Origin of the sequence: Psychrobacter sp. SWN149 (assembly GCF_015864565.1) — a bacterium.
In the GTDB taxonomy this organism is placed as follows: Bacteria; Pseudomonadota; Gammaproteobacteria; order Pseudomonadales; family Moraxellaceae; genus Psychrobacter.
Genome location: NZ_JADYWX010000008.1, coordinates 61,778 through 75,533, shown reverse-complemented (window position 1 = coordinate 75,533; position 13,756 = coordinate 61,778). Strand labels below are relative to the sequence as shown.

Here is a 13,756-nt window from a genome sequence, read left to right as displayed (position 1 = left end):
GCTCCTAAAGTGTGAAATAAAACCCGCCCGTAAAAAATGATAATTCTGCTTTTTTTAGACCATCATTTTGTTGAGCGAATTAAAACAATTTTGGCATCAAAAGTCACCCCTAGTGATGCTCTTTTTATTTGCCATTATGTAAAGATTGCATAGATACTGTAATAATTGCTACACCAATCTGCAAAACTCTGTGTTTGAGTTACACAACGCTCTCAAAGTAACCGAACAGTGTAAACATGAACATCAAGCTGCTTAACGTTCATGTGAGGGTATTACAAAATATGTCTGTATAGTGACCAAAACTACGATGAGACTCAATGACACTTATATAGCTTATTACTACAGAGTGTTGCATTCTGTGAATGGGTGTATCTAATGTTACTTTTGCGAAAAATCAGGGGTTATTGGTTAAATCAAATAAATGTGCTTATAAAGGCACACTAAGCCTTGTCTCAGCTGCATATTGTGCTAAATTAGAGATAACTGAGAGATAACAACGAACTTGTCATAAGGCTTCAGGTTTATGACTGTTTGTCTTATTTATGAACACATTGTGATGTGCCTTTCTTACCACTACTGAGCCATATATATGCCTAAAGTATCGTCGATTACCCGTGTGCTGGAGATTATAGAAGCCGTATCTTATGCCGCAAAACCACTCTCTCCCCTTGAGCTATCACAAGAGCTGGATATCCCAAAGCCGACCATCCATAGATTGATTCAAAATTTAGTCGATGATGGGTTCTTAACCGTTGATATTGGTGGCGGCATTATTCCTGGTAAGCGAGTACGTAACCTAAGCGTTGAGCTCTGGCAGCAGCGTCTGTTTTTTAATGAGCGACAGATGATTTTGCAAAAACTTGTCGATGAGCTCAAAGAAACTTGTGGTATTGGTATTCCTTATCATATGAATATGATCTACACCAACCGAGCACAGACGACGTTACCGCTACAAATATATCTTCCTGTAGGTGCAAAATCTCCAATGTGGTGTACCGCGACAGGTAAGCTTTATTTAAGCCAACTGTCTAAGAGCAGCCGTATGAAAATACTACAGGGTTTGCCATTAGATAAGTTCACCAAAAACACCATCACTGATATCGATGCATTGAATATCGAGCTGGATCATATCGCTGCCACTGGCGTCGGTATTGATAATGAGGAATTTATATCTGAGATGGTGGCAGTCGCTGTACCTATCTTGGATAAAAAGCAACGCTATCTGGCCTCACTCTACTTACATGCGCCCACCATACGTGTCTCATTAGATGATTTGCTGACGCACGTACCAAGACTGCAAGAAGCAGCACAAGATGTTCAGAGTCTCGTATATGATCTACAAAGCTAATGTTTTAATAGACAAGTCACAAAAAAGGTCTGCGCTCTGATGAGAACGCAGACCTTTTTGTTATTATCTAATTTTATGCTTATAGAACATTTTTGACATAAAGGATGTTTAGATAACACTTATCACTAGCAATTTTATATGGATTTAACGATAGCGCTAAGACAATAACGAGACATCATGACGTCCTATGATACTAGAGAAGTCTTTATCACCATTCTCTATCGTATGTGATGCATATAGCTCCGTCGCTTTTGCCCCCATCGGTGTATCCACCTGCGTATCTTGAGCCGTTTGCATTGCCAAGTTCAAATCTTTTTGCATCAGCTTACTCATAAATCCGCCTTGGTAGCCATTGCTAGATGGCACATTTTCCATGACTTTTGGATAAGGGTTATAAACTTCTAATGTCCAGTTGCGTCCTGAGCTCTGTAGCATGATATCTGATAGCACTTTGGGATCTAGACCGTTCTTGACTCCTAGATTAATCGCCTCTGCCGTGCCTGCCATTAGGATACCTAGCAGCATGTTGTTGCAGATTTTCGCTACTTGTCCTGCACCATGCTCGCCTGCATGGAAGATGTTTTTCCCCATGACAGCGAGAATAGGCTCAGCCTTGGCAAAAGCTTCAACGCTACCGCCAACAATAAAAGTCAAACTACCCGCAATTGCTCCGCCTGTACCACCAGAAACTGGTGCATCCAAAAAGTCGACCCCTGCTTTACTTGCCGCCTCTGCCACTGTCCTTGCATCAGCCGCCGCAATCGTACTACTATCAATCACAAGCGTTCCTTTTGGCAGTTCTGCTAGCAGACCATTAGATCCGCTATCACCCAAGTACACCGAATGCACGTGCTGACCTGCAGGCAACATACTAATCACAACTTGAGCATTACTTGCAGCATCTTTAGGACTTTCTGCGACGCTGGCCCCTGCTTGTGCTAAGCGCTGGGTTGCAACCTCAGACAGATCAAAGACAGATAGCGTGTAACCTGCCTTTAATAAGTTCTCTGCCATTGGTGCACCCATATTACCAAGCCCAATGAAGGCGATATTTGGTTTAGAGTTATTATTATCCATCGTACTTGTATCCTTTGTACCCATCTCATCACTCCTTGATGATTTATAATGTAGCTATTGCTACATACTATTTAACAGTATTTATTAGTGAATCTTGCTTGCGTCCTACTTTATAAATTGCTTTTAAACAGCTAGCGGACATACTGACTACCCAAGGCATCTTTACCCAGCCAATCGCCCAAAGGATGCTCACCTTTTGGATAAGGATTGACAAAATGCTGGTCGATATACGCCTGCCCTTCTACACTTAGACAATCTACTAATGAGCGCGACCACTGCGGGCTTCTATCCTTGTCAATCAATAGCGCCCGCACGCCTTCTTTGAAATCTGGATTGGCTGCACAATGTACTGCTACATTGGTTTCTAAATACAGCACTTGCTCGATCGATAGGTCAGCGACTTTATAATAGAGCGCGTAGGTCAATGCTGCCGTCACTGGGCAACCATGACGATAAGTGGCGACTGCTCGCTGTGTCCAACTGTCTTCTGAAAAATCTTTGCTAATCTGTGCTAGCGCTTCATCGCTTTGTAGCAGTTCATCGATATCAGCCAAACCGCCACTGTTCATCAACTGCTGAATAGGGTGCCAATACGTCGCGAGCTTACTATCAGGTAGTACAGCAACAGGTAGTACAGCAAGTGCACGGCTAACAATACTATGCGCACTATTGTCATGGCATTTATTTGAACTGCTCGTGTTATCGACTGCCTGCCAGTTGCTCTGTCTGAGGCGCTGCATGACGGTATCATAATCAGTACTAGCTACTGCATACTCTGCCAGATTGGCGAGTAGCGCATCGTTACCATTGCACATCGCTCCCGTTAGTCCTAAAAACAGACCCGTTTTGGCAGGCATACGCTGTAAAAACCAACTGCCTGAGGCATCAGGGAACAGTCCAATTGTGACCTCAGGCATGGCAAAACGTGTGCGCTCAGTGACCAGACGATGACTACATCCTGCCATCAGCCCCATACCGCCGCCCATAATGATGCCATCGCCCCAAAGTATTAACGGTTTCGGATAAAAATGCATTTGACGATAGAGACGATACTCATGACTAAAAAACTCAGTAGCATAAGGGTTTGGCATGGGTGCACTGGTAGACATACTGTCATAGAGCTTACGAATATCGCCGCCTGCACAGAACGCTTTGTCGCCTGCACCTTTTAATACAAGCGCCACCACTTGATTATCATCTTGCCACTGCTCTAGCTGCGCTGAGAGCAATTGGCACATATCGACGCTAAGCGCGTTGAGCGATTTGGGTGTATTGAGTGTCATGACCCCAATCAAGTGTCCGCAATCTGTCGGCTCAGTATTGAACAATACAGACGCTTCTTGGGCTGCATTATGTACTGACGTTTGGGAGTTAGTATCGTTCGTCGCTGCTGTCATAAAAGTGACCTACAAAATTAAATAATAAAGATGGCTCAAGCGTTTTTACCGCGGCTTATTTGTTTTGCCAATTGGGTTTACGCTTTTCTAAAAAGGCTTGTACCCCTTCGCGCTGATCCATCGTGCCAAACAATTTCACGAAGGCCTCACGCTCATATATGAGATTTTGTGCAGGCGGGGTGTGTCTAGCCGCTTGGATAAGCTTTTTAGAATAACTGACCGCAACGGGTGATTGCTTAGCGACTTTCTCTGCTAAGGCCTGAGCGACTTGCAACCCTTCACCTTTTGCCGCGACCTCTTCAACCAGACCGATGCGTAACGCCGTTTCTGCATCGACCCGCTCACCGCACAGTATCATGCGCTTGGCCCAACCCTCTCCTACTAACATAGCTAGGTTCTGTGTGCCGCCAGCACATGGCAGTAACCCAACGCCTGTCTCTGGCAGTGCCATCTGTGCGTGATCTTCCGCAATACGGATATCACAGGCGAGCGCACACTCTAGTCCGCCACCCATCGCATAGCCGTTGATGACAGCGATACTGACACCGCGATAGGCCGATAGCGCTTCGAATGCCTCACCAAATGCAATCGCCATGCTTATTGCGCGGCCTTTATCACCGTCTGAAAAGTTGTTTAAATCTGCACCGGCTGAAAAGAATTTTTCGCCATCTCCATGCACGATTAACGCATAGATATCGTCATTGGCATTGAGGTCTGTGATGAGCTGCTTAAGCGCATGCAAACTGTCCATCGTCCACGTATGCGCAGGTGGGTTATTCAACGTTAATGTTGCGGTATGGCCGTCAGTTGATAGCTTTAGATTGGTATAATCTGTCATAAAACATCCTTGTTTCAGTAAATCAAGATAAATTAGCGCAGCTGGCTTAACCCTTCATCCTGTAAAACCTGACGTGAAATAATCACTCGCATGATCTCATTGGTGCCTTCCAAGATTTGATGCACACGTAAGTCTCGCACATGGCGCTCAAGTGGATACTCGTTTAGATAACCATAGCCGCCGTGTAATTGCAGGGCTTCATTGGCAACATCGAAACAAAGATCCGTAGATAGACGTTTTGCCATTGCGCAGTAGGTAGACGCTTGTCCATCATTGTTGTCGACTTTATCAGCTGCTAGATACAGCATTTGGCGCGCGGCAATAGTCTGAGTCAACATATCAGCAAGCTTAAACTGTACCGACTGCAAGCTAGCAATTGGGCTACCAAACTGGCTGCGCTCTTGTACGTAACTGGTTGCCGTCTCTAATGCAGATTGTGCCGTTCCTACCGCACAAATACCGATATTAATACGGCCACCATCGAGTCCTTTCATAGCGATACGAAAGCCTTGACCTTCCTCACCTATCAGATTTTCTACTGGTACTTTGACATCTTTAAAACTGATTGTCCGTGTTGGCTGTGCTTTCCAGCCCATTTTGTGCTCGTTTTTGCCATATTCTATGCCAGCACTATTAGCGTCTACGACGAACGCGGATACGCCTTTTGGCCCTGCAGCGCCAGTACGCGCCATGACCACCAATACATCGGTTGAGCCTGCGCCTGAAATAAAGGTTTTTTCACCATTCAGCACATAATAATCGCCTTGCTTATCCGCCTTGGTGCGTAATGATGCGGCATCTGATCCTGCATTCGGTTCTGTGAGACAGTAACTGCCCAGCCACTCACCGCTAACCATATTAGACAAATACTTTTTACATAAGGTATCGCTACCATACTCACCAATCATCCATGCCGCCATATTATGAATACTCATATAAGCGGCCACAGCCGTATCGCCCCATGCCAGCTCTTCAAATACCATTGCTGAGTCGAGTCTTGGTAAGCCTAAGCCGTCATATTCTGGATTGGCATACAGCCCTAAAAATCCAAGCTCACCAGATTTTTTGATCACATCTACTGGGAAGTGCGAGTTGCGATCCCATTCAGCAGTGTTTGGCTTGAGCTCTTTTTGCGCAAACTGACGGGCCGTTTGGCGAAAGGCGACTTGGTCATCGGTCAATGAAAAATCCATCGGGTCATCCTTGTTCTTTTAGATCAAATAGAGGGTCTTGTCTTTCAGAGAAGCTTTAATACAAGCGCTCATAAGAGTATTGGTAAGTAATTTTATGAGACAAGAGTGCCATATAATAGCGGCATAACGATAATAAAGTGCGTTTAGTGGTACCGCAACTCACGTTAACGTTATGCCGTCAGCGTAAGCACAACGCATCATACCGAAAATACAGTGAGCTGACGATTAAATTGAAATCGTCGTATTAACACCGCGGCTCGCTTCATCATCAAACCAACGTGCCGTCACAGTCTTTGTCTGAGTATAGAACTGCACCGCTTGCTTGCCATAAGGACCTAGGTCACCAAGTTTACTGCCACGTGACCCTGAGAATGAGAACATAGGTAGTGGCACAGGGATTGGCAAGTTAATACCAATTTGACCGACTTGAATGTCTTGCTGGAACTTATGTGCGGCTGCGCCTGACTGGGTAAATATCGCGGTGCCATTGCCATGTGGGTTGGCATTGAGTAGTGCAATCGCTTCATCTAAGCTCGCAGCACGCATGATACACAGTACTGGGCCAAAGATTTCTTGTTGGTAGATTTGCATGTCGCTTGTGACGTTATCAAAGATAGTTGGGCCAACGAAGTTACCTTTCTCGAACCCTTCGACGGTAATGCCGCGACCATCTAAAATCAAGCTCGCACCCTCTTCTACCCCAGTCCCAATCAAGTGCTCGACACGGGCTTTTGCCGCAGGCGAAATCAATGGGCCCAAATCCTTGTCATTTTTGCCAGCTGAGACCACTAAGCTTTCTGCTTTGGCTTTAATCTCATCAATCCACTCACCTGCTGCGCCTACTAGTACGACGACCGACAGCGCCATACAGCGTTGACCAGCTGCACCAAATGCTGCGCCTGCTAGCTGATTTAGCGTTTGCTCTTTATTGGCATCTGGCAGGATAACGCCATGGTTTTTCGCGCCCATCATACACTGTGCACGCTTACCTGATTGGCTGGCACGCTCATAGACGTGTTTGCCTACATGAGTAGAGCCCACAAAGGAGACGGCTTTGATATCTGGATGGTCACAAATTGCATCAACGGTTGCTTTGCCACCATGTACCACGTTCAGCACGCCTTCTGGTACGCCCGCTTCAATCGCTAGCTCTACCAAGCGCATAGTCACCATCGGATCCTGTTCAGACGGTTTTAGGATAAATGTGTTGCCTGTAGCAATCGCCATTGGGAACATCCATAGCGGAATCATCGCTGGGAAGTTAAAGGGTGTGATACCAGCGCAAACGCCGAGTGGCTGCCAAATGCTATAAGTATCGACACCTGAGGCAACGTTTTCTACAAAGTCGCCGATTTGCAGATTGGCGATACCAGCGGCATGTTCGACCACTTCTAGACCGCGGAACACATCACCGCGCGCATCAGCAATCGTCTTGCCTTGCTCTGCGGTCAAGATTTCTGCCAGCTCATCCATATGATCACGAATTAGAGACTGATACTTTAAAAAGATACGAGCACGCGTGGTGATTGGCGTTTTGCGCCATGTCTCAAACGCAGTCTGTGCAGCTGCGACTGCTTGGTTGATCTCATCATTAGTGGTTTGCGGGACTTTAGCAATGACTTCTTGCGTCGCAGGATCGGTGATATCAATCCATTCGTCGGTGCTTGATTGAGTGAATTGGCCATTGATGAGCTGTTGAACATGGTGCATAAGATATCCTTATCTTTTTTGCAAGACTACCGTGTGACGGCACCTAGATATTTATTGGAAAAATAAAAGCGATGAGTGTTTGTCTATAAAACATTATTAAAAATTGAATTTTAAAATGATTTATTTTGTATCGTTATTGACTATAACAATAAATCATTTTTACGGTCAAGCGCTTTATCAAACTTTTATATAAACGTGTTCTTATAAACCCTATTTTGGTTGACTCATAAAATTAAAAAAGCCCATGATTACTCATGAGCTTTCATAAAATAAATCTATTTGTTATGTGAAATGACTATCATTGCTGACTTATAGATGATTGGCTTATAGATCGATACATTGCGCCAATCAATAGTCCTTCATTGCTTGCTTGATCGCATCGATGGCCGAGGGATTATCAAGCGTTGACATGTCTCCTGTTGGCTGGTCTTCCGCTAGCGCACGAATTGAGCGACGTAGGATTTTACCCGAGCGTGTCTTTGGCAATGCCTGAGGGAAATAAATAGCAGCAGGTCGAGCAATACCGCCCAAAGATTTGACAACAGCGCCGATGACTTGTTGCTCGATACGAAAACGGTTTTCAGTGGTTTCAATTTTCGTCTGATCCTTTAGGACGCAGAATGCAATAGGCAGCTCGCCTTTTAGCTCGTCTTGAATCCCTACCACAGCACACTCTGCCATCTCTGGATGCATACTGATGGCCTCTTCAATCTCTTGCGTGCCTATTCGATGACCTGCGACGTTTATCACGTCATCAGTACGCCCTAAGATATAAAAATACCCCTCTTCATCGGTCACTGCATAGTCTGAAGTTGAGTACTGCTGACCATCAAACAAACCAAAATAACTGCTGACAAAACGCTCATCATTACGCCACACTGTGGTGAGACAACCAGGCGGCAGTGGTGCTTTGATCGCAAGTAACCCTTTTTCACCCGCCTTGCAAGGTTCACCTGTCTCTTCATTGATGACATGAGCCTCATAGCCATACATGGGATAGCCAGGCGATCCTTGCTTGTGCGGTTTATGATTGAATTTTGGCGTATGACTGAGGATGGGCCAGCCAGACTCAGTTTGCCAATAGTGATCCAAAATTGGCACGCCTAGATGCTGGGTCAGCCAACTGGCCGTTGACTCATCTAACGGCTCACCTGCCAAAAAGAACGACTTAACGCTAGAGACATCGTAGCGCGTCATCCAGCTCTCATCTTGTTTTTTGAGCATACGCACACCTGTCGGAGCCGTAAACAAGATATTGACTTTATTGGCCTCAACAATACGCCACCAGATGCCTGGGTTTGGTGAGTGCGGCAATCCTTCATACATAACACTGGTCATGCCAGCCAGTAATGGCGCATAGATAGTGTAAGAGTGGCCAACTGCCCAGCCAATGTCTGATATCGCCCAAAATGTCTCGCCCGCTTTGCCGTCATAGACATAGTCAATCGATGTCGTCAGGGCCACCGCATGGCCACCGGTATCACGTTGCACTCCTTTTGGTGTGCCAGTTGTACCCGAGGTATACAGCAGATACGAGGGTGTATTGGACTCAAGCCAAACGGGCTCCACTATTGCATGTGCCTCACAGCTGAGTCGGCGTTCAGTGGCATAATCAACATCGATTGCTTGTGCCTCAAACGGTAAAATGCCGCGATTGATGACCAGTACGTGCTCAGGTTTTATGGTGGCTTGCTCAACGCCTTGGTTGACCAAGTTTTTATAATTGACGACTTTGCCGCCGCGTAATCCTGCATCGACTGTGATGACCATTTTTGCCTCGGCATCATCCATACGAATGGCTAAGTTGTGGGCAGCAAATCCACCAAAGACGACAGAATGTACCGCACCGATACGCGCACACGCCAGCATCGCATATGCTGCTTCTAAAATCATCGGCATATAGATAACCACACGATCACCGGTTTGGATGCCATGACGTTGTAGCACATCCGCAAAATAATTCACTTCTTTATATAGGTCATTATAAGTCAGACGACGCTTGGCATAGTCTGTATAAAACTCGACGTTATTGCCCAAGTCTGTAAATGCATTTGTGACGCCTGGAAAAGTCTCTATCAGCTCTTGGTTAATCTCTGATGACACCCACACAAACGCATCTTGCTCTGCGCGGTCTGCCAAATGACGATCGACGCAGTTGTAGCAAAGATTGGTTTCACCGCCAACAAACCACTGCGTAAAGGGCAAGTTACTGTCATCAAGGATTTTTTCAGGGGCTTTATGCCAATAGATGCGTTTCGCTTGCTCAGCCCAAAACTGCTCTCGGTCAGTAATCGACGCATGATAGATATCAGCAAATGTGGGTGTGTCTGTCGTTTGGGTAGAAACTGGGGATTTGGAATGGTCACTCATAGTAGCTGTCCTTAGCATAAACGAGAAATGGGGCAATGTTATTTTATAATCGAGATATTTATAAGCTGGTAAGGTATTGGCCTCGCTTTATACGTTATCCGTGTGCGATTACCACTACTAACTCTACACTGATTTTATGGTAGTAGACAGTGCCTTTATAAATACTGGTCATCCTTGCCAGAAGTCAAAAACCGATACATAACGTATCGGTTTAAAATGTAGCAGAGCCAACGGTAAAGGTCAACTCTTAAGCGAGCAATGCGCTATGAGATGCCCATTTTTAAGTAAAAGTCCTGTGATCATCAATAATACGAACTGTTTTATATTTCAGTCTGATCAGCATAGATTTTACGCATGGCTTTTTTGTCATGCTTGCCAACAGAGGTCTTTGGCAACTCATCTACGAACTTAAACTGACTTGGCACGCCATATTTAGGAATAATACCTCGCTCTACTGCTTTCTCTGCCAGTGCTTTGATATCGTCAGCACTGGTGTCCTTAGCATCAGGCTTTAACACTACCAGTGCGAGTGGACGTTCGCCCCACTGCTTATCACGTACCCCAATCACGGATACGTCGGCTACGGATGGATGCAATGACAAGATCGTCTCAATCTCGAGCGACGATATCCATTCACCGCCCGATTTAATCACGTCTTTTAGGCGATCCGTTATTTTAATATAGCCATCAGGACGTATATAAGCAATATCTTGGGTATGCATATAGCCGTTTTCCCACAGCTCCTTGCCAGCATCGTCGTTTTTGAGATAGCTTTGGGTCAACCAAGGTGCTCGTAGTACCAGCTCACCTGTATTGTCTGGTCCTGTACCTACGGATTTGTTGCCCTCGCCCCATACTTGAGCATCGACCATCAATACTGGTTGACCCGTCATGCAGCGACGTTCGATGTCCTCTTCTTCCGTCATTTCTGGCTCATCTAAGCTAAAGTGGGTCAAACTGATGAGCGGTGCAGTCTCTGACATGCCATAACCTGTATAGACTTCGATACCTTGTGCCATTGCCGTTTTGGCTAGACCTTCCGTCAATCGTGAGCCACCAATAATCATCTTTAGCCCATTAAAACTGGCGTCACGATCTTTGGCTTCTTTGAGCACCATTTGCAAAATCGTTGGTACACAGTGGGTGATACTGACCTTTTCATTGATGATCAAATCCATCAACGTATCGGGCGCATAACGTCCTGGATAGACTTGCTTTAGACCGACCATCGTCGCCGTAAATGGAAAACCCCATGCATGCACATGGAACATCGGCGTCATCGGCATATAGACATCGCCATAGCTGACGCCCTGCTTATCAGGCAGCATACCTAGGGTCGCCGCCTCTGCTAAAGTGTGTAATACCAACTGGCGGTGACTAAAGAACACGCCTTTTGGATCCCCTGTCGTACCTGACGTATAAAAAGTCGTAGCGATGGTATTTTCATCAAAATCTGGGAAATCAAAATCACTACCAGCTGACTCTAGTAAGGCTTCATACTCGCCTGTGACACGGCTTTGATTACTACCAAAGATACCTTCAGCAGTGACACCGTTGTCATCAAGCCAGATAATATGTTCAATGCTTGAGTTTTCAAACTGATAGTCTTTGACCAGTGGCGCAAACTCAGAATTGAGCATCAGCACTTTGGGCTTAGCATGATTGATGGTATAGAGGATTTTTTCTGGTGATAGTCGGATATTGACGGTTTGTAAAACGTACTCTGACATTGGTACGGCAAAGTACGACTCAAGGTAGCGATGACTGTCCCAATCCATCACTGCCACCACATCACCTGCGTCAAGATTCAGACTGGCCAATACATTGGCCAAGCGATTGATACGCTCAAACAAATCTTTATAAGTCAGACGTTTTTTGTCCGCATAAACAATCTCTTGGTCTTGCGACACTGTTTTGGCACGGCTCAATAATTGCTTTACAAGTAGTGGATAATCATAGGCCGAAGGGGCACTGTGGTAAATATTTGACATAGATCTGACGTCCTTGTTGGTCGTGCTTATAAGTTATAAATAGTCATGATAAGTAGCAGTGAAAAATATCGATGCAAAATCAAACCATTTCATTATTTTACTTTTTATAGTAATAACATCGTTATTGATAGTAAGAAAAAATCAGTGCCATGTAAAGCCGCCTTACATTAAGTAGCACAAGTTAGTCACTAGAAAAACTATACGCAAGTCTAACGATCAAGCAGCACGTAATTTTGTTTTAACCATACCAAAACTGGCAACGAGCAATGCCAATATCTGCACAAATAAAAGCAGCCATACCGTCAGCGACCATTGCCCTTTTGCATAGGCAATACCGCACAACCATGCTCCTAGCGTCCCACCTGTGTAATATCCCAGATAATACAACCCCGATGCCAGTGAGCGTCCTTTTTTGACATTGACAGCGATATAACTGATGGTCGCCGCTTGAGTCACAAACACACCAGAGGACATAATAGCCAGCCCTACCACCACGCCCCACAATGGCGTCACGAGTGTTATTAAAACCCCTATCATAGAGATAAAAATAGCCACTCGTACCGTACGCGCCGATCCAAATCGACGTAGCAATGTCGTAGATAGCGGCGTAATGACAACGCCTATTAAGTAGACGGCAAAAATATTAGCCAGCGCGCCGGTACTCAGCTCATAAGGCGTATTGGCCAGATGTAGATTGATAAAGGTAAAACACCCCACCAGTGAAAACAATACGCAAGCACCAAGCAGACAGGCCGTCACGACGTAACGATTGACCAAGTGCTCACCAAGCGTCTGTATCGCAGCGCGAAAGTCCGGATTGGCAGAAAATTGCCGCGATGCGGGTAGCATTTTCCAAACCCATATTGCACCTATAAGGGTCATGGCTGCCATCACATAATACCCTGCACGCCAGCCGACGATCTCATGTAAATGCCCAAGCAAAAACCGACCAAGGAAACCACCGAGGACGCAGCCCGACACGTAGAACGACATCAGATCGGTCACCGCTCGCCCTTCAAACTCCTCACCGATATAAGCAATCGTCACGACCGTAATACCAGGTACCGACAAACCCTGCATAAAACGCCATAGTCCTAGCCAGCCAATACTCGGACTCTGAGCGATTAAAGCCGTGGGTATCGCCAAAAACAATAATGCCCCAACGATAAAAGGTTTGCGCCCTACTGCATCAGAGAGCATACCCAAAAACGGTGACATAATAGCAATCGCCATTATCGTCGCCCCAACGATCATACCGGCTTGGACTTCGGTCGCTGAAAAGTCCATCATTAAAACAGGCAAGACGGCTTGGATAGAATACACCTGTAAAAAAGCAAACATGCCTATCAGCCCAATCGTGAGCTTTAAGATCCATGAGATCGACTGGTGAGGAGTGTGTGATGGTTTTGATACTAGATTTTGAGTTTGAGCGGTAGAATGATTCACAGGGGATCTGACTATATTGGTTATACCATGACGGTAGGAGGTCACTGGCGTGGATGATAGAGATATATAACGTCAAATCATGCTACATTTATAAAATAAAAACACCGTTATCGACTGATAGATGCGCAGCATAATGACAAAAAATCATGTTAGCACATCGACTGAAATACTCAGGTGTCAATGTGTTATTAATGATGGACAAAAGGCGCTAGCTGCACAAGAACATTTGGCAGAACTATAAACACTTTTTTCTCATACGTTTGATGCCTATGCTATGTTCAGGATACATAGCTTTTTATAAGTAGACGCATGGCCATCATTGCTCATAGTGACATTTGAATAACAACTCTTTTTTATTTTTACACATCTACATTGCTTCTATCTTT

The 13,756-nt window shown here is 45.3% G+C and carries 9 protein-coding genes; 1 reads left to right on the top strand and 8 read right to left on the bottom strand.

All coding sequences use genetic code 11. From position 1 onward, the window contains the following. Nucleotides 1-589 precede the first annotated feature (589 nt). Nucleotides 590-1,348, top strand: coding sequence for an IclR family transcriptional regulator (locus I6E86_RS12575; RefSeq protein ID WP_194364233.1), 759 nt, complete (start codon nt 590-592; stop codon nt 1,346-1,348). Nucleotides 1,349-1,504: 156 nt separating this feature from the next. Here I6E86_RS12575 and mmsB read toward each other — a convergent pair whose 3' ends face one another. The 8 genes from mmsB to I6E86_RS12535 all read right to left on the bottom strand — a co-directional run bounded on the left by mmsB (nt 1,505) and on the right by I6E86_RS12535 (nt 13,265). After that, nucleotides 1,505-2,449 carry a 3-hydroxyisobutyrate dehydrogenase gene (gene mmsB, locus I6E86_RS12570; RefSeq protein ID WP_197177746.1) on the bottom strand — a complete coding sequence of 315 codons (945 nt, stop codon included), beginning with the start codon at nt 2,447-2,449 and terminating at the stop codon, nt 1,505-1,507. Between the two features lie 107 nt (nt 2,450-2,556). Further along, nucleotides 2,557-3,822: an enoyl-CoA hydratase/isomerase family protein gene (locus I6E86_RS12565; protein ID WP_197177745.1), complete on the bottom strand. Its 1,266-nt coding sequence runs from the start codon at nt 3,820-3,822 to the stop codon at nt 2,557-2,559. Nucleotides 3,823-3,877: 55 nt separating this feature from the next. Next, nucleotides 3,878-4,660 carry an enoyl-CoA hydratase gene (locus I6E86_RS12560; RefSeq protein ID WP_197177744.1) on the bottom strand — a complete coding sequence of 261 codons (783 nt, stop codon included), beginning with the start codon at nt 4,658-4,660 and terminating at the stop codon, nt 3,878-3,880. 32 nt (nt 4,661-4,692) lie between these two features. After that, nucleotides 4,693-5,853 (bottom strand): acyl-CoA dehydrogenase family protein, encoded by a 1,161-nt coding sequence (locus tag I6E86_RS12555; RefSeq protein WP_197177743.1) that lies wholly within the window; start codon nt 5,851-5,853, stop codon nt 4,693-4,695. Between the two features lie 225 nt (nt 5,854-6,078). Then, on the bottom strand, nt 6,079-7,563 hold the full coding sequence (locus I6E86_RS12550; RefSeq protein ID WP_197177742.1) for a CoA-acylating methylmalonate-semialdehyde dehydrogenase: 1,485 nt from the start codon (nt 7,561-7,563) through the stop codon (nt 6,079-6,081). 348 nt (nt 7,564-7,911) lie between these two features. Continuing rightward, on the bottom strand, nt 7,912-9,933 hold the full coding sequence (locus tag I6E86_RS12545; protein WP_197177741.1) for a propionate--CoA ligase: 2,022 nt from the start codon (nt 9,931-9,933) through the stop codon (nt 7,912-7,914). 320 nt (nt 9,934-10,253) lie between these two features. Further along, the gene (locus I6E86_RS12540) at nt 10,254-11,924 is read right to left on the bottom strand and encodes a fatty acid--CoA ligase (RefSeq protein WP_194364226.1); all 1,671 of its coding nucleotides are present in this window, start codon (nt 11,922-11,924) and stop codon (nt 10,254-10,256) included. 216 nt (nt 11,925-12,140) lie between these two features. Next, nucleotides 12,141-13,265 (bottom strand): MFS transporter, encoded by a 1,125-nt coding sequence (locus I6E86_RS12535; protein WP_197177740.1) that lies wholly within the window; start codon nt 13,263-13,265, stop codon nt 12,141-12,143. Nucleotides 13,266-13,756: the final 491 nt, after the last annotated feature.

Coding starts and splice junctions, on each gene's coding strand:
- I6E86_RS12575 (WP_194364233.1), top strand. CDS start 590: ATGCCTAAAGTATCGTCGATTACCCGTGTGCTGGAGATTATAGAAGCC.
- mmsB (WP_197177746.1), bottom strand. CDS start 2,449: ATGGGTACAAAGGATACAAGTACGATGGATAATAATAACTCTAAACCA.
- I6E86_RS12565 (WP_197177745.1), bottom strand. CDS start 3,822: ATGACAGCAGCGACGAACGATACTAACTCCCAAACGTCAGTACATAAT.
- I6E86_RS12560 (WP_197177744.1), bottom strand. CDS start 4,660: ATGACAGATTATACCAATCTAAAGCTATCAACTGACGGCCATACCGCA.
- I6E86_RS12555 (WP_197177743.1), bottom strand. CDS start 5,853: ATGGATTTTTCATTGACCGATGACCAAGTCGCCTTTCGCCAAACGGCC.
- I6E86_RS12550 (WP_197177742.1), bottom strand. CDS start 7,563: ATGCACCATGTTCAACAGCTCATCAATGGCCAATTCACTCAATCAAGC.
- I6E86_RS12545 (WP_197177741.1), bottom strand. CDS start 9,933: ATGAGTGACCATTCCAAATCCCCAGTTTCTACCCAAACGACAGACACA.
- I6E86_RS12540 (WP_194364226.1), bottom strand. CDS start 11,924: ATGTCAAATATTTACCACAGTGCCCCTTCGGCCTATGATTATCCACTA.
- I6E86_RS12535 (WP_197177740.1), bottom strand. CDS start 13,265: ATGTTTGCTTTTTTACAGGTGTATTCTATCCAAGCCGTCTTGCCTGTT.